We start from the raw sequence: 16,856 nt of genomic DNA on the forward strand, positions 1-16,856 counted from the left end.
TTTCGAAGGCCGGGTTGAGGCGATTTGCCTCACCCGGCTTTTTTACATTCTGTCCGGTGCTTATTGAAGCACCGGACAGAATGTAAGCTTATCGTTTTCCGTGTGATTCACGCTTCAAGCGCTTCCGCTTGAAGCGATCACACTCCAATGGCCAGCACTCCCGCCGGAGACCGTTGCGGAGATCCGTTCAGCCGTCCGGCCGCATCAAGCGCGACAGCTCCGACGCGACCGCCGGCAGCAGATCGCCCACCTGTTGTTCGGGGCGGGTCCGGAACAGCCGCATCGACGGGAACCAGGGCCGCACCGCCGTGCCCAATGCCGTCCAGTCCCCCGTGCGCGCCAGCCGCCAGACCGGCACGCCCAGCGCCGCCGCCAGCTCGCCGGTCGAGGTCGCCGGCGCTATCACCAGATCCAGTGCCGACATCAGCGCCGCCGTGCCGTCCAGGTCGTCGCGCAGGTCGAGATCAGCGAAGCTCAGCGGCGCCCGGCCGAAGATCCCGGCCGCCGCCTCCAGCTCCGCTCCGCAATCGCCATATTGCAGGGTGACCGGCAAGAGCCCGGGCAGGGTCAGCACCGGCCCCCAATCCTCGATCCGCGTGTAATCCGGCATGCGGTCCGGGTCCAGCTGGCCGCTGCGCCAGGCGATGCCCACCCGCAGCCCCTCCCCCAGCCCGGACAGCCGCCGCTCCCATTGCCTCACCGCCGCCGGATCGGCGCGCAGGGCCGGTTGGACGGCACCGAAGCCGGCCAGCGTACCCCCGGAACGATCGGCAAGCCGGCGCGACAGCGACCCGATCGCGACATGGCAGTCGACATCCGCCGCCGGCTCCTCCGGTGAGGCCGGAAGGGGACGCACCGTCGCCTGCGGGAAGGAGCGGGCGAACAGCGGGACGAAGCGCGGGTCGCATTCCACCACCACATGGCCGGCACGGGCGATCAGCTCCGGCAGGCGCTGCGCGAACATCAGCTCGTCACCGATTCCCTGCTCGCGCCAGACCAGGATCCGCCTGCCCGCCGGATCCCCGCCGTCCCAGGCCGGCACGCCCGGGCGGCGGGCTGCCGTCGCGAGGTCGCGGGTGTCGAAGCGCCGGTCGTAGCCGCCCCACCCCTGCGCCAGCCGCCCGGCGGCCAGATGCAGCACCCCGGCGTTGAAGGCGGCGGAGGCATGACCGGGCTCCACCGCCAGGGCACGGGCGCACCACAGGCCGGCTGCCGCATCCTCCCCCATCTCGCGCAGAAGCCTGCCGCGGTTCGCCATGCCGTCGGCCAATGCCGGTTGCAGCGCCAGCGCCACGCGCCCGGCCCGTTCGGCCGCAACAGGACGCCCGAGACGCCGCAACGCCATCGACAGGTTGACCCAGCCGGCCACCAGTTCCGGAGCCCGCCGCAGCGCGCGGACATGCGCCCGCTCCGCCTCCGCCCAGCGGCCCAGCCGCGCCAGCATGACCCCCTGGTTGTCGTGCGCCTCCGCCAGATCGGGGGCGGCGGCGACCGCCCACCCCTGCACCCGCAGGGCGGCCCCGCTCCGCCCCAGCCCATACAGCGCATTGCCGAGGTTGGTCAGGGTCGCACCGTCGGCCGGCTGGAGGGCGAGCGCCGCCCGGAAGCTCGACGCCGCTCCGGCTGTCCGGCCGAGAGCCAGACGGACATTCCCCAGGCTGACATGCGCCGCTGCATAGCCGGGAGCGGCGGCGACCGCGGCGGCGATGCGCGGCTCGCCCCGCTCCGACGCCCCCAGCTGATGATCGAGCAGGCCGGACAGATGCAAGGCCACCGGATCCTGCGGACGGCGGGCCAGGACGCGCCCGTAGAGGGCGGCGGCCCCGCCCGCATCACCGCCGAGATGGGCGGCGACCGCTTGTTCCAGCAGACTGTCCGGGTCGGGCGCCGGATCGGGAGACGCCGGATCGGGATATGATGGATCCGGATCGGCGGTTTCGCCGCCTCCCGCGTCCATGCCTGCGGCCGGCCGGCTCCCGCTTCGCGGCGAAGTCATGTCGCAAAGCGCCACGGCGATCCGCCCCGGCACCGCCTCCAGCGCCTCGCCGGGATTGGGCTGGAACAGCCGCATGGTCGGGAACCAGGGGCGGACGCCAGTGCCGAGCTGCGTCCAGTCGCGATGGCCGAAGCGCCAGACCGGCACGCCCAGCGCACCCGCCAGCTCGCCCGCCGACATCGCCGGCGAGATCACCAGATCCAGGTTTGCCGTCAGCGCCGCCGCCCCGTCGAAATCATCCTTGAGGTCGAGGTCGTTCCAGCGGTGGATGCGCACGCCGAAGCGCTCCTCCGCCGCCGCAAGCTCGGCTTCGCAGTCGCCATATTGCAGGTTGACGAACACCACGCCGGGGACGGCGAAGACCGGCCCCCAATGCTCCAGCATGACGTAGGCGGCCTTGCGGTCGCTGGTCATCACCTGACTGCGCCAGCCGATGCCGACCCGCAGGCCCGGCCCCAGAACCGCCAGCCGCTCGCGCCAGCCTTCCATCAGCGCCGGGTCCGGCACCAGCCAGGGGCCTTGCGGCTCGAAGGCGGAGAGGCTTTCGCGCAGCCGGTGCGGCAGGTCGCCGGCCGGAATCTGGAGGTCGCAGTCGGGCGGCTCGATCAGTTCGCGGCCGGCCCCGTCGACCGACTGTTCCCGCACGGTCGCCATGGGGAAGGACCGCGCGAACAGCGGCACGAGCCGGCGGTCGCACTCGATGACCACATGGCCGGCCCGCGCGATCAGCGACGGATAGCAGGAGGCAAACAGGATCTCGTCGCCCACCCCCTGCTCCCGCCAGACCAGCAGGCGCTTGCCGACCAGCGGCCCGCCTTCCCAGCGGGGAGCGGCGATCCGGCGGCTCTTGTATCCCTTGGCCCGGAAGCGCCAGCGGTAATCGTCCCAGCCGCCGGGCAGATCCCCCCGGCGAGCCGCAGCAGGCCGCGGTTCAGATGCGCGCTGCCCAATGCCGGATTGATCGAGAGGGCCAGCGACATCCAGGGTTCGGCCGCATCCGCATCCTGACGGTACTGCCAGATCAGCATGCCGAGGTTGCTGGCGGCATCGGCATTGCGGCCGTCTATCGCCAGGGCCTGCCGGTGGGCCGCCTCCGCCTCTTCGATACGACCGCGCATCTGCAGGGCGAGGCCATAGCCGGTCAGCGTCGCCGGTCTGCGCGGGTCTATCGCCAGGGCCCGACGGTACAGCCGCTCCGCTCCCGGCAGGTCGTCGCGGTCCAGCAGCAGGCTGCCCAGGTTGGCATAGGCCTCGGCATTCCTCGGTTCGGCCGCCGCCGCACGGCGATAGAGGTCCTCCGCCGCCTCCGACTGCCGCCTCGCGGCGTGAACCCCGGCGAGGTTGATCAGTGCCTTGCCATAGTCTGGGCGCAGCCGGAGGGCGCGGCCGTACCATCGCTGCGCCGGCCCGAGGTCGGCCTCCGGGTCGTAGCGATTCTCCAGCGCGGTGCCGTGGTTGTTGACCACCATCGCGTCGTCCGGGCTGAGCGCCATCGCCCGGCGCAGGACCGAAGCCGCCGCGTCGATATCCCCGAGGTCGAGCAGCGCCACGCCCAGGTTGTTGCAGGCCCCCTGCATCACCGGTTCTCGCTCCAGCGCATGGCGGAACCGGGCGACGGCCTCCGGCAGCCGGCCTAAGCCCTGCAGCGCGGCACCGAGCGTGAAATGCAGCAGCGCGTTGCCGCCATGGACCGCCGCCGCAGGCGTCAGGACATCGCAGGCCTCCCCGTAACAGCCCCGCGCGTTCAGCAGCACGCCCAGCTCGACCGACAGTTCCTCGTCCGCCGGTGCATCGGCCAGCGCACGCCGCAGGCAGTCCTCGGCATCCGGATGGCCCAGCCCGCGCAGGCAGATCGCCAGATGGCGCCAGGCGTCGGGATGGGAAGGGTTGGCCTGCACCACGGCATAAAAGGCGTTGGCCGCCGGCGCGATCCGGCCCAACTCCCGCTGCAGGATACCGTAATTGAAGCGGGCCGTGATGTTGTCCGGTCCATGGGTCAGCGCGCGGACATAGCTCTCGGCCGCCTCCTCCAGCCGGCCGAGGCGCCGGAGCACCGTTCCACGGTTGTTGTAGGCTTCGACGAAATGGTCGTCCTGCCCGACCGCTAGCGCATAGGCGCCCAGCGCATCGTTCAGCCGGCCCATATCGGCCAGGACATTGCCGAGGCTGTTGTAGGCCGCCGGAAAATGGGGCTGCACCGTCAGCGCGGCCCGCAAGCGCAGCAGCGCCGCGGCGGGCAAGCCGGCCTGGTGGACGACCAACCCCGACAGATGCATCGCATCGGCGTTCGCCGGATCGTCGATCAGGATCCGGCGGTAAAGGGCCAGCGCCTCGGCAAGCCGGCCGGCCCGGTGCAGCGGCAATGCGGCGTCGAAGAGATCGGCGAGGGTCACGGCATCCGTTCGGCGGCCGGTGCGTCGTCGTCGGTACCGCCGTCGCCACTGTCGCCAGCCCCATTGTCGCCGGCCCCATTGTCGCCGGCCCCATTGTCGATGGCTGCGCCATCTCCCGACTTGAACATCTTGCGGCAGAGTTTCAGGGCCCGGTAGTAGTTGCGGGCTTCGACGAGGTGCCCGATCTCGTCCAGCGTCTTGGCGGCGTCGGGGCGCGCTTGGCGTGTTTCGTCGAGAATGGAGGCGAAGCGCTGGAGGTTCAGCGTCGCATCCTCCGGGAAGATGTAGACGAGCTGGATGACGAAGTAGAGCTTCTTCTCGATGCTGTCGATCTGCTCTTCCTTCAGGACCTCGCGCCCCCTCAGGAAATTCGCGGTGTTGTAGAGAAAGAACGAGCCCGGACGGTCGCCGGCACCGATTACGGCGCCGTTGATGATGACCTTTTCGTTGGGGCGAAGAACGAACTTGAGCGGCATGAGTGCGGAACCCGGGGCTTGCGGGCCGTTGCCGTCCGGCCTTTGCCGACGCGGTCTGGCCCAAAAAGAAACGGGCGGCGGCCTGATGCCGCCGCCCGCCGGGCGTGATCCTACCCGAACTTACCGTCCGAACTCCACGCCTTAGAACAGACGCAGGATCGACTGCTGCGACTGGTTGGCCAGCGAGAGGGCGATGGTGCCGAGCTGCTGACGGGTCTGCAGCATCAGCAGGCTGGCGCCTTCCTCGTTCTGGTCGGCCAGCGTCAGCTTGCTGGCGCCTTCAGACAGCACGTCGCTGAACTCCTTGGTGAAGTTCTCACGGGTCGTGATGATGTTCAGGTTGGTCGACAGCGACTGAGACGCGGAGCGGATCGTCGACTTGGCGTTGTCCAGACCGGCCACCGCCTTGTCGATGTCGGCGCGGTCCGTCCAGTCGTTCTGTGCCTCGTCGAGCTTCAGGCCCTGACCGGTGGTGGTCAGGTTGACGGCGTTCACGGTGATCGAGTTGGTGTTCGTCTCGTTCAGCTGGACCGTGATGTCGTTCGACGAGTTGGCGTCGGAGACCTGCTTGGTGACGATGTTGGCAGAACAGTTGCTCGCGGCCGCCTGCTTGATCGTTGCAGCGTCCACATTCAGGCGAACGGTGCCGCTGTCGAAGGAGAACGCCTGTTCGCCGCCGGCCAGCTTGCTGTCGCCCTGCTCGTTCATGCCGTCGCGGGTGACCTGGGCACCGTTGGAGTTGGTGACCTGGATCTGCAGGTCGACCTTCTTCTCGATGGTCGAGATGCCGTTGCCCTGGTTGTTCGCCGCTTCCAGCAGCTTGCGGTCGACGGTGAAGGACACCACCGTGCCCGACGCGAAGCTTTCCGAGATCTTCTTGGTCAGCGCGTTGGTCGTGCTGGCGGTCACGGTGAAGTCGCGGACCACGCCGGCCGTGGTCTCACCGGTCAGAACGATCGTGCCGCTGGCGCCGAGCGAGGCGGTGGCAACGTCCTTGCCCTGCAGGCGCCCGCTGGCGATGGCGGTGCTGATCGACGCCACCAGCTGGGTCGCCACCTGCGTCGAGCCGCTCTGGCCGATGGCGACGTCGCCGGAGGTCGCGGTGTAGCTGAAGGTCTGGCCTTCGACCGTGATGCTGAAGATGTCGCCTTCTTCGATGGTGCCGCTGACGTTCACCCCCGAGACCTGCGGGTTGCCGGCCGTGGCGGCGGTCGCCAGGTTGGTCGACATCGTCTGCGTGTTGTCGAAGTAGGAGATCGTGCGGCTTTCATTGCCGTCCGACACGATGAAGTCGCGGGTGCGGCCGTTGGCGCCGCGGACTTCGATCTGGACGTTGGAGAAGCCGCCCGCGGTGCTGGACATCGTGCCCGACAGCTTCAGGCCGGTCAGGCCGTGCTTGTTCTCGGCCTTGCCGATGTCGGCGGTCTTGCCCTCGATCGAACCGTCGCCCTGGATGCGGATCGAATAGGTGTCGGCCCGCTGGACGTTGGTGACGCGGGCGTTGTCGACGCCGGTGATGGTGTTGACGGCGGCACGGGACTCGCTGGTGCTGTCCATGCTCATGCCGTTGCCGGCGATCAGGTTCTTGCCGCCGTACCCGCTGTCGGCGGCGAGCTTGTCGATCTGCCCGCGCAGCGTGTTGAACTGGGCGGCCAGCGACTTACGGGTGGCCACGGAGGCGGCGTCGTTACCCAGCGCGGCGTAGGCCGCGGTGGTCAGGCCCTTGGCCTGGTCGACCATGGAGTCGATGGCGGTCAGGCCCTTGTCGGCGGCCTGGATCGTGCTGATCGACTGGCCCATCGCGTCCTTCAGCGACGTCAGGTCGCCGGCGCGCTGGTTCAGGCCCTTGGCCGAGAAGAAGGCGGTCGGGCCGTCGAGGGCGGTGTTGACCTTGTTGCCCGTCGACAGGATGTTCTGCTTCTTGTTGATCTGTTCCTGCGTGCTTTGCAGTTGCAGCAGGTTGGTCCGCATGGAAGCGGAGAGGGTAACGTTGCCAGCCATGGTAGCCACTCCTTTGGAGGATCAATGTCCGGAGGCACCCCTCTTTGGAAGTGCCGGTTCCCGGAAGGGGACTAATTCCCCCGCCAAAGGGGTAGGCAAGAAGCGGGCCAGTTCAAATTTGCCGGGTTTCCTTGGTAATCTGTACCGGTGGGCAGAAAGACACCAGGCAAAATTTGCCTATCTCCCGGCAGAATCTGCCGATTGGGCGGCAGGGCTTGCCGGGGCGGCAGATTCTGCCGGGTACTTCCTGCCGGGCAGGACAACCGTTTCGCACATCGCGAGCGGCCCGACGGCGAGTGCTGCACTGCCCCAGGACCAGCCGACGCCGAAGCCCGACAGCAGCAGCCGGCACGTCCCGGCCGCCAGCGGCGGCGCCAGCGTGCCGGAGATCGCCAGCGGGATGGAGGCCGAACTGGTGTTGCCGACATCCCGCAGCGCCACCACCGTGCGCTCCGCCGCCACCCCCAGCTTCTGGCCGAGATGGCGGATCATCTGGGCGTTGGCCTGATGCAGGACGAGATGGTCGACCGTCTCCATCCTCCAGCCTGCGGTATCGAGCACCGACCGCAGACTGCCGGGAACCTCGCGTAGGGTGAAGGCGAAGACCTGGGTCCCGTCCATGAACAGGCGTGCCGGCCGGTCGGGATGGCGCATCGCTCCGCCCTCCGCCGCCAGATAGGGGGCGCCGGCCCCGTCGCTGCCGAGGTCGAAAGCCATCGGCGCCGCCGCGTCGTCCAGTTCCAGGGCGGTCGCCGCCGCCCCGTCGCCGAACAGCGGCGCCACCGCCCGGTCTTCCGGATCGACCAGACGCGACGTGGTGTCGCCGACCAGCAGGAGCGCCCGCCGTCCGGCCGCCTTCAGCATCCCCGCCGCGGTCCACAGCCCATAGACGAAGCCGGAGCAGCCATGGGTGATGTCCAGAACGGCGGCGCCCTTGCGCAGCCCCAGCCGCCGGTGCAGGAGCGATGCGGTGCCGGGAAGGACGTGGTCGTGGGTCTGGGTCACCAGGACCAGCAGGTCGATGCTGCCGGGCTCCCACCCCAGCCCGTCGAGCAGGCGGCGCGCCGCGGCTTCGGCAAGGTCGCTGGTGCACTGGCCGGGGGCGGCGATCCGCCGTTCCTCGATGCCGGTGGCGGCGGCGATCCTGCGCGCCGCCTCCTCGCCGAAGCGGCCAGCCATGTCCCCGACCGTCTCGCGCCCTTCCGGCACGCAGCCGACGATGCCGCGCACGCCCACCCCGTCGATCCGGCTGGCGACCATCTCCGCCTCCCCCTGTTCACATGCGGCCCCGACCGGCGCTGCCTCAGCAGGTGATGCCGCCGTCCACCGTAAGGGTCTGTCCCGTGATGAAGCCGCCGCCGTCGCCCAGCAGGAAACGGACCAGCGGCACCACGTCGGCCGCGGTGCCGAGCCGGCCGAGCGGCGTGCGGCGCACGATCTGGTCGCGCTGCCCGTCCGACAGGGTGCCCGACATTTCGGTGTCGAGATAGCCCGGCGCCACCGAATTGACGGTGATCGCCCTCCGGCCGACCTCGCGCGCCAGCGCCCGCGTCAGCCCGTCCAGCCCGGCCTTCGACGCCGAATAGGCCGCCAGCCCGACATAGCCGCGCTGCCCGATGATGGAGGAGACGTTGACGATGCGGCCCCCCTTGGGACCGGCGCCGCGTTCCACCAGCTTGGCGCGCAGGAAGGCGCGGGCGGCCTGGAGCGCGCCGGTCAGGTTGGTCTGGATCACCGCCTCGGCATCCACCTCCGGGAAGGTCGCCAGCACGCCTTCGCGCGCGATCCCAGCATTGTTGACCAGCCCCCACAGCGGCGAAGCGCCGCCCCAGGCGACCGCGGCGTCGAAGAAGGCGCGCACCTCGCCGCCGTCGCCGATGCGGCAGGGCTGCCAGAACAGGTCGGAACCGGCCAGCCGCTCCAGCGCTTCGGAGGACGAACGGCTGCAGGTGGACACCCGGTAGCCGTCGGCCAGCAGCGCCTCCACCAGCGCAAGGCCAAGGCCGCGGCTGCCCCCGGTGACGACGACGTGGCGCTTCGGTTCGGCGGCAGCCGGTGCGGCTGCGGGTGCGGCTGCGGTCATGCGGCTCCCTTTCGGCTCTTCTTGCCCGCGGCACTCAGCGGGATGTGGTCGGCGAAGGTAAGGGCGCGCGGGCGCGCGGCCGGCGGCAGGTCGGCGGTCGCGGCGCGCAGGGCGGCGCGCAGGGTCTCGCCGTCGGCACCCGGCGCCGGCACGATGGTGGCGGTCAGGAGATGGCCGGTGATCGGGCTCGGCACCGCCGCGACGGCGGCATCCGCCACCCCGGCGACCGCCAGCAGCCGGCGCTCCACTGCCTCCGGCGAGACCTTCACCCCGCCGACATTGACCAGCCCATCCAGCCGGCCGGCGAACAGAACGCGGTCGCCCTGCCGCTCCACCAGATCGCCGGTGGACAGCCAGCCGTCCGCATCGCCGATCCCCGGTGCCGCGCGCGGGCTGCGCACCTCCAGCACGCCGTCGACGATGCGCAGGGCCAGCCCGTCCGGCGCATCGTCCAGCCAGGCCGCCGGGAAGCCGGCGCGGCCGTCGGCGACGGCGAACAGAGCGCCCGCCTCGGTCGAGGCGTAGATGTGGCGCAGGCGCGCGCCGGGGAACCGCTCCGCCAGCCGGTCGAGCAGCGGCTGGTCCGCCGCCTCCCCGCCCAGCGTCATCGCCCGGAGCGGCAGGTCCGCGTCGCCCAGTGCCATCAGGAAGGCGCGCCAGAAGCTCGGCGTGCCGCTGACATGAGTCACGGCATGGCGCCGGGCCGCGTCCGCCAGACCGGCGATGCCGCCGGAAACGCCTTGCGGCGCGGCGACCAGCAGCGCCCCGGCCGCGGCGGCGGTCAGCATCACCTGCAGGCCGGCGAAGGCGCCCGGATCATAGGTCAGCAGCCAGCGCGCCCCCTCCTCCGCCACGCCGCGCAGCCGGCCGCGCAGCCGGTCGAACTCATGGCGCAGGCGCTTGGGCGCGCCCGTGGTCCCGGAGCTTTCCAGCATGACGGAAAAGCCCTGCCCCGGCTGCCAGCCATCGGACCCGGCGCCGCCGCGTGCCAGCAGCAGCCCCTGCCCGGCGGCTTCGGCGGCGGCCAGCGCCGCCAGCACGCGCGACGGCCGGTCGGCCTGCAACACGCCGCCCGCCGGAACCGCCAGCCCGGCAAGCTCCGGCCAGCCGAAGCGCTCCTCCCCCTCGATCAGGCGGAAGTCGGGATGGATCCAGTCGGGGCGGCGGCCGGTCATGCCGGAACGGCGTAGAGCGCCGCCAGCTCTCCGACCGTGGTGAACTGGCGGAAGCCTTCGCGGAAGGGGTCCTGGCCGGTCCGCTGCTCCAGCACCACCAGCAGGGTGGCAAGGTCGAGGGAGTCGATGGGCAGGCCGCCATCCAGGAACCGGCTGTCGGCGGTCAGCGGCGGCAGCACCTCCCCCTTGTCAGCGGCGATGCGGCCGAGTTCCTCGGCGATCAGGGCGAAGATGGGGCTGTCGGCGGGATGATCGGTCATGGAGTGGTCAGCTCTGGCTGAGGGCTTGGTCGCAGCCGTCCAGGAAGGACCGCATGGCGGCGGTCACCGGGCTGGCGGCCTCGATGTGCGGCAGGTGTCCGGCGTTGTCGAAGACCCGCAACGGCGCGGCCGACGGCAGCCGGTCGGCGGGCGGCGGCGGGATGATGCGGTCGGCGCGGCCCCACAGAACCTGGATCGGCATCGGGTAGGCGCTCCAGTCCACCGGCGGTCCGCCGCCGTCGGCATGGGCGGCGAAGGAGACGTCGATGATCCGCTCCAGGCCCGCCCGGCGGACCGGATCGGCGCCCTGGACGTGCAGCACCTCGCCGAAGCGCGGGATCAGCGGCGACGGGCCGGCGAACAGGCGTGCCGCACAGGCCCGCCCCTCCTCCACGTCGGCCGGCGCGATGGCCCGCCTGAGGAAACCGAGGTCGAAGGGCGTGCCCAGGCCGGCGCTGGACAGCAGGGTCAGGCTCACCACCCGGTCCGGCGCCAGCAGGGCCAGTTCGCGCGCCACGTAGCCGCCCATCGAATGGCCGATCACATGCACCCGCGCCAGCTCCAGCGTGTCGAGGAACTCGACCAGCCAGGGGGCGAAGTCGGAAACCAGGCCGCTGCCGACGTCGGGGGTGGAGCCGCCATGACCCGGCAGGTCCACCGCGACCGCAAGGCGCCGGGACGACAGGGCCGACAGGTTGAACTGCCAGGTCAACCGGTCGCCGGCGAAGCCGTGCAGAAGCAGGACGGGCACGCCGCCGCTGCCGACCGACAGGTAGGCGGCCGGGCCGCCGGCGACGGTGGCGACACCGGCGCGCAGGCGGCTGCCTTCCGAAACGGGCTTGGAAACGGGCCGGGGCACCGGTCAGGCCGCGACCGGGGCACCCGCCAGCGCCAGCAGATCGGCGACGGTCTTGGCCTTGGCCAGCTTCTCGCCTTCAACCACCACGCCGGTCTTCTCGTCGACCAGCGCGATGAAGCTGATGACGGCCAGCGAGTCCCAGGCTTCCAGCGATTCCAGGGCCTCGTCGCCGGTCAGCGTGCCGGGATCCAGTTCAAGCATCTCGTCAAGAGCGAGCAGGAAGTCGTTGCGATCCATAAGCTGATCTCCTTGGGTGAGCCTCGTGAAGCCGGATCGGCGGGGTCCGATCGGCCGGCCCCCTTCATTCGGATGGGCGTGTCTCGTCAGTGCAGCGTCTTTTGCCGGACCGAGCGGTTGATGTCCATCCAATCGGGGTGGTCGCGGAGCAAATTGCAACAATCCTGCCAGCCGAAGGCGGGATTGGAGGGCAGCAGGGCCTCCAGCAGGCGGCGCACCAGCTCATAGTCGGCGGGCTCGTCCACGCACCAGCGTTGGCCGGGCGGATCGACCGGCTCGTCGGGCGCCAGCGGGGTTCCCAGCCGGAAACGCTCCGGACAGCAGTAGATATAGGGGGTGACATGCTCCCGCTCGGCCGGATCGGTAGCCTGGGCCGCCGCCTCGTCCAGCAGGGCGCGCGGGAAGATCTCCGCATCCAGGCCGCGCGGATAGCGGGTGCTGTCGATCGACAGATAGTCCAGCGACGGATCGTCGCGGAAGGCGGCGATCAGGCGGCCGACCAGCGCCGGGTCGATCAGCGGGCAGTCGGCGGTGACCCGAACCACCAGATCGGCCCGCGCCAGGGCCGCAGCACCGGCGAATCGGCCCAGTACGTCCTGCTCGTCGCCCCGGAACACCTGGACACCCAGGCTTTCGGCGCAGGCCGCCACCGGATCGTCAGTGGCGTTCACCGTCGTCGCCAGCACCACCGCATCCAGGCCGGGCGTACTCGACAGCCGGTCGAGATGGTGGGCCAGCAGCGGACGCCCGGCCGCCGGCATCAGCACCTTCCCCGGCAGCCGGGTGGAGGTCATGCGGGCCTGCGATATGGCGACGATGCGCGGCTTATCCATGCGGTTCCTCCCGCTGAGGCGCCAGCATGTCCCAGCCCAGCGGCTCCCCCCGCTGCAAGCGGCGGACGGCACGGCGGCCCAGCACGTCGGGCAGATGCTTCGGCGCCATGCCGAAGCCGGGACGGATGGAGCGGACATTGGCGGCGGTCAGCGGCTCCCCCGCCTCGACATCGGCGACGACATAGAGCGAGCGGCGGTAGTCGCGCCCGCCGGCCTCGCTGGGTTTCACCGTGTAATCCACCCGGCCCATCGCGGCGGTCGCCGTGCGCACGGCCTCCGCCATCGCCTTGAACTCCGCCGGCTCCAGGGAGAAGGCGCTGTCGACCCCGCCGTCGGCGCGCGACAGGGTGAAGTGCTTTTCGATCACCGTGGCCCCCATCACCGCGGCGGCGACCGGCACGGCGATGCCCTGGCTGTGGTCCGACAGGCCGGCGGTGACCCCGAAACACTCCGCCAGATGCGGGATCGTCCACAGATTGCAGTCCTCCGGCGGCGTGGGATAGCCGCTGACGCAATGAAGCAGGGCCAGCGGCACGTCGCCGGCCGCGGCCACCGCCTCCTCGATCTCGCCCAGCGTGGCGAGGCCGGTGGACATGATCAGCGGCTTTCCCGACCGCGCGGCGCGGCGGATCAGCGGCAGATCGATCAACTCGAAGGACGCGATCTTGAAGGCCGGGGCGTCCAGCTCCTCCAGCAGTTCGACGGCGGTCTCGTCGAAGGGGGAGCTGAAGATGGTCAGCCCCAGCGCCCGCGCCCGCTCGAACAGCGGGGCGTGCCACTCCCACGGCGTGTGCGCCTCGCGGTAGAGGTCGTGCAGGGTGCGTCCGCCCCACAGCCCGCCCTCCAGCCGGAAGCCGGGCCCGTCATGGGCGATGGTGATGGTGTCGGCGGTGTAGGTTTGCAGCTTCACCGCATCGGCGCCCGCCTCCTTCGCCGCTTCCACCAGCGCCAGGGCGCGGCCAAGGTCGCCATTGTGGTTCCCCGACATCTCCGCGATCAGGTAGGGCGGATGGCCGCGCCCGATCGGACGGCCGGCGATGGTCATGGCGGGACGGGCCACGGGGCTATGGGCGGGAACGGCGTTCGGCAAGGGTCGGCTTTCCAGCGGGATGCGGACTGACCGGATCAGTCTTCCATGAAAACGTGAAGGAAGGTTAATTCGTGCCTGGGCGTTCGGCGCGCAGCAGCGCCCGCGCCTCCTCGCCATAGGCCAGCAGCCGTTCGACGCAGCGGTGGCGGTCGCCGATAGCGGCGAAACGGGCCCTGGCCGCCGCTGCCGCCGCCGCATGGGCGTCGGCATCCGTCGCAAGCGTGGCGGCACGCTCCAGATAGGCGTCGCGGTCCGCCACGCAGAAATCCGGGCCGGAGACGCTGGCGCCGTCGCCCCAACCATAGGTGACCACCGGCACCCCCTCGGCCAGGGCATAGGCGGCGGCGCCGCCGCCGCCCTGCCGCGGCGGGTTGAGGAGAGCCGTGCACCGGCCATAGAGCGCGCGGATATCGGCGACTTCGCCCAGGCAGCGCATGCGGCTGCCGTTGCGCAGGGAGGCGAGCCGAGCGGGCAGTTCCCGCACATGTCCGGCGAAAGCCAGCCCCGCGCCCGGGCAGCGGTCCAGCAGATCGTCGAACAGTCCCAGCACCTCGCCCGTCACTTCCTGATCGAGCCGCGTCCCGACCACGGCGAACACCGCCGTGCCTTCCGCGAAGCCGGTGTCGACGGGCACGCCATCCGCCGGCGGCAGGGTATAGCCGAAGGTAAAGGGCCGGAAGCGGCGGGCGAAGGGCGCACGGTACAACGCCGGGATCGCCTGGGTATGGTCGCGCTCCTCGAACCCCAGCACGACGGGTGCCAGCGACAGGGTGATGCCGGAACTGGTGGGGATCGACACCACAGGACGGGCGTCGACATCGGCGAACAGGTCGGCGACGATGTTCGATCCGCCGAAGGACACGATCAGGTCGGGATCGTAGCCGTCGATGGCCTCCACGATCACGCGCAGCTTGTCCCGGCTGAAGGCCGGCTCGGTGAAGGAGGCGACCTTGACCTGCCGGCCGAACATCCTCATGGCGAAGACCCCCTCCATGTCGGCGGCAGCGTTCGCAAGCATCGGCGGGATGAAGGCGCTCTCCACCCGCATCGGCAGGCCGTTGACGTTGATGATGGCGATGTCCAGCCCGAAATCGTCCTGCATGCGGGCGGCGAAGTCGAAGCAGTCGCGGGTCGGCTGGTGCCCCTGGTTGGTGAACTGGTTGGTGACCACCGCCACGCGGCGGATCGGCCCGTCGCGCAGGAAGGCCCGCGGCGGCGTCACCCAGCGCCGGGCGATCTGCCGGACCATGCTGCGGTAATGGCGGAACAGGTCGCAGGGCACGAAGCTGGCCAGCTTTTCCCCCTGGGCCACCCCCAGGAACAACTGCCGCGACATGCACCAGTGGACGAAATGCAGCAGGGCTGGGTCTGCGCTGTCGCCGCCCAGCATCAGGTAATGCAGGATGCGCTCATAGTGGTACAGGTCGCCGGTCAGCAGGAACAGGGTCGAACGCAGGCGGATCGTGTCGTTCGACGGCGCCTCGCGCTCCAGCCTTTCCGCCAGCGCCAGCCGGCTGTCCAGATCCAGGTCGCGGCGCAGCTTCTCGCAGAGCGCAGTCAGGCCGTCGACCTTGTCGAGGGTGATCTGCCGGTCGGTCAGAAAGGTCATCAGCGCGTCGGCCACCGCGGACAGGCGGTCGGACGGAGCGATTTCCGGCATCGTTTGGACCTTTCCAGTGCGGACAGCCTTCCCGTGTGTAGCGCCGCCGCAAGCAGCCTTGCAAGCGGGCTTTACCGGAACGCGAAGACGCAGGCTCCGATTGTGCGGCGCAACAGAAGACGTTGCGCCGCAAGCGGGAATGCGACACACTCGCGAAAGACCACAATTCAGGAATGGATTTCCAATGGCTGGATTCGACAGCGCCGCCGGCCCGGCCGGCGTGGTGACCGGACTGATCGAGAAGGCGGCGGCGGAGCTGGACGCGATGTCCGACGCGGCGGGCGAGATCGCGCCGGAGGTCGGCGACCTGACCGGCATCCTGGTGGAGGCTCAGCGCATCGCCGACCGCGCAGCGCTGGAGCTGCGCCGGCTGGCCCGCAAGGTGCCGGACGCGGCGGCCTGAAACGGCGGCCTGACGCCGCAACCGGCGCCGTAGCCTAGAGCTTCAGCCCGGCGACGCCGTCCAGGATCGCCCCCTCGGCCAGGGAGCGGCGCTCCAGCTTGGCGCCGAACAGCTTGGCGCCGGTCAGGTCGGTGCGGGCAAGGTCGCAGCCGCGCAAGTTGGCGAAGGACAGGTCGGCATTGCCCAGATTGACCGAGCGCAGGCAGGCGCCGCTGAGGTCGGCGTAACGCAGCTTGGCCCCCGACAGGTCGGCGGGGCGGGAGCGGTGCTCGTCGAACACCAGCGGCCGCAGGTTGACGTTGCGCAGGTTGGCGTTGTTCAGCTTCGCGTGACGCAGACTGATGCCGCGCAGGTCGCCGTCGGCAAGGGTCGCGCCGCGCAGGTCCGCCTTGTCCAGCACCGCCGCCTGCAGCTGCACGCCGGACAGGTCCAGGCCATAGAGCGTCGCCCCCTGCGCCCGCAGCATCGTCAGGCACATATGGGCCAGCGACGGCGCGTGGCGCAGGTCGAAGCCCGACAGGTCCAGCATCGCGCCCTGCGCCCCGCTCGACCCCACCCAGGCCATATGGTCGGACAGCAGATCCTCCAGGCTCCGCCCCAGCTCCGCCACCACGCGGCCGACGGGCTTGTCGGTCAGCGCCTCCTCCACGTCGGCGTCGGTCAGGTCGGTCATCACCATGGTGGCGCCGGTCAGCACCGCCCCGCGCAGGCAGGCGCCGCGCAGGTCGGCGCCGGACAGGTCCGCCCCCTCCATGTTGGAACCGGTGAAGTTGGCACCGCGCATGGTCGCGCGCACCAGCTTGCAGCCGCGCATCACCGCATCGGAGAAGTCGGTGTGGATCGCCATGACGCCCGACATCCGGGCGTTGGTCAGGTTGGCGCCGGACAGGTCGGCCCCGTCGGCCTCCGCCGGGTTGGTGTCGATCTGGACCATGTGCAGATGGCCGGACCGGTCCTTCTCGGCCAGCGACCCGTCGCGCAGGTCGGCCTCGAACAGGTTGGCGCCGACCAGGATCGCGCCGCGCAGGCAGGCGCCGCGCAGGTCGGCCTTGATCAGGCTGGCCCCGTCGAAATTCGCCTGCCGCAGGTCGGCGACGAAGAAGGAGGCGCAGTCCAGCCGCGCCCCCGACAGGTTGGCGCCGCGCAGGCCGGCGCCGACGAAATCGGCATGGGCAAGGTCGCGGCCCGACAGGTCGAGACCGGACAGATCGCAGAAGGACAGGTTGGCCCGCGCGCCGCCCACCCGGGCATTGCGGAACATCTCGTGCCGCCGCACAGCCTGATCGAGCTGCGTCTGGTCGAGACGCTTGAGCGTGCGATTCTGCACCATGGCCCCATGAACTCCCTTTCCGGGGCCAGTTTGGCAGAGCCCGGCTTCAGAAAGGGTTAA

At 70.5% G+C, this 16,856-nt stretch carries 15 protein-coding genes; 1 reads left to right on the plus strand and 14 read right to left on the minus strand.

Features of this window, described 5'->3' with window-relative positions:
- Positions 1–187: 187 nt before the first annotated feature.
- The 13 genes from AB8P05_RS21775 to AB8P05_RS21835 form a co-directional block, all read right to left on the minus strand.
- On the minus strand, positions 188–2,764 hold the full coding sequence (locus AB8P05_RS21775; RefSeq protein ID WP_472760325.1) for a tetratricopeptide repeat protein: 2,577 nt from the start codon (positions 2,762–2,764) through the stop codon (positions 188–190).
- The gene (locus AB8P05_RS21780; RefSeq protein ID WP_472760326.1) at positions 2,722–4,389 is read right to left on the minus strand and encodes a tetratricopeptide repeat protein; all 1,668 of its coding nucleotides are present in this window, start codon (positions 4,387–4,389) and stop codon (positions 2,722–2,724) included. The genes AB8P05_RS21775 and AB8P05_RS21780 overlap by 43 nt, the downstream gene beginning before the upstream one ends.
- Positions 4,386–4,865, minus strand: coding sequence for a flagellar biosynthesis repressor FlbT (locus AB8P05_RS21785; protein ID WP_472760327.1), 480 nt, complete (start codon positions 4,863–4,865; stop codon positions 4,386–4,388). The genes AB8P05_RS21780 and AB8P05_RS21785 overlap by 4 nt, the downstream gene beginning before the upstream one ends.
- Positions 4,866–5,006: 141 nt before the next feature.
- Positions 5,007–6,866, minus strand: a complete 1,860-nt coding sequence (locus AB8P05_RS21790) for a flagellin N-terminal helical domain-containing protein (protein WP_472760328.1) — start codon at positions 6,864–6,866, stop codon at positions 5,007–5,009.
- Between the two features lie 177 nt (positions 6,867–7,043).
- A complete protein-coding gene (locus tag AB8P05_RS21795; RefSeq protein WP_472760329.1) occupies positions 7,044–8,126 on the minus strand; it encodes a ketoacyl-ACP synthase III in 1,083 nt (360 codons plus the stop codon).
- Between the two features lie 43 nt (positions 8,127–8,169).
- Positions 8,170–8,949: an SDR family NAD(P)-dependent oxidoreductase gene (locus AB8P05_RS21800; RefSeq protein WP_455174274.1), complete on the minus strand. Its 780-nt coding sequence runs from the start codon at positions 8,947–8,949 to the stop codon at positions 8,170–8,172.
- Complete coding sequence (locus AB8P05_RS21805) at positions 8,946–10,124, minus strand: AMP-binding protein (protein ID WP_472760330.1); 1,179 nt, start codon at positions 10,122–10,124, stop codon at positions 8,946–8,948. The genes AB8P05_RS21800 and AB8P05_RS21805 overlap by 4 nt, the downstream gene beginning before the upstream one ends.
- On the minus strand, positions 10,121–10,384 hold the full coding sequence (locus AB8P05_RS21810; RefSeq protein WP_472760331.1) for a phosphopantetheine-binding protein: 264 nt from the start codon (positions 10,382–10,384) through the stop codon (positions 10,121–10,123). The genes AB8P05_RS21805 and AB8P05_RS21810 overlap by 4 nt, the downstream gene beginning before the upstream one ends.
- Positions 10,385–10,391: 7 nt before the next feature.
- Positions 10,392–11,243, minus strand: coding sequence for an alpha/beta fold hydrolase (locus AB8P05_RS21815; RefSeq protein ID WP_472760332.1), 852 nt, complete (start codon positions 11,241–11,243; stop codon positions 10,392–10,394).
- A gap of 3 nt (positions 11,244–11,246) precedes the next feature.
- A complete protein-coding gene (locus AB8P05_RS21820; RefSeq protein ID WP_310116799.1) occupies positions 11,247–11,480 on the minus strand; it encodes an acyl carrier protein in 234 nt (77 codons plus the stop codon).
- Between the two features lie 86 nt (positions 11,481–11,566).
- Entirely contained in the window at positions 11,567–12,313 is a 747-nt protein-coding gene (locus AB8P05_RS21825) for a cytidylyltransferase domain-containing protein (RefSeq protein WP_472760333.1), read from the minus strand.
- Positions 12,306–13,358, minus strand: coding sequence for a pseudaminic acid synthase (gene pseI, locus AB8P05_RS21830; protein WP_472760688.1), 1,053 nt, complete (start codon positions 13,356–13,358; stop codon positions 12,306–12,308). Before pseI ends, AB8P05_RS21825 begins: the two co-directional genes overlap by 8 nt.
- 109 nt (positions 13,359–13,467) lie before the next feature.
- Positions 13,468–15,063 carry a glycosyltransferase gene (locus AB8P05_RS21835; RefSeq protein ID WP_472760334.1) on the minus strand — a complete coding sequence of 532 codons (1,596 nt, stop codon included), beginning with the start codon at positions 15,061–15,063 and terminating at the stop codon, positions 13,468–13,470.
- Positions 15,064–15,247: 184 nt separating this feature from the next.
- On the opposite strand from AB8P05_RS21835, the gene AB8P05_RS21840 reads away from it, so the two are divergent.
- On the plus strand, positions 15,248–15,466 hold the full coding sequence (locus AB8P05_RS21840) for a hypothetical protein (protein WP_472760335.1): 219 nt from the start codon (positions 15,248–15,250) through the stop codon (positions 15,464–15,466).
- A gap of 34 nt (positions 15,467–15,500) precedes the next feature.
- On the opposite strand, the gene AB8P05_RS21845 is transcribed toward AB8P05_RS21840, so the two are convergent.
- A complete protein-coding gene (locus tag AB8P05_RS21845; RefSeq protein WP_472760336.1) occupies positions 15,501–16,796 on the minus strand; it encodes a pentapeptide repeat-containing protein in 1,296 nt (431 codons plus the stop codon).
- Positions 16,797–16,856: the final 60 nt, after the last annotated feature.

Source organism: Azospirillum sp. VT-I1, from assembly GCF_055698305.1.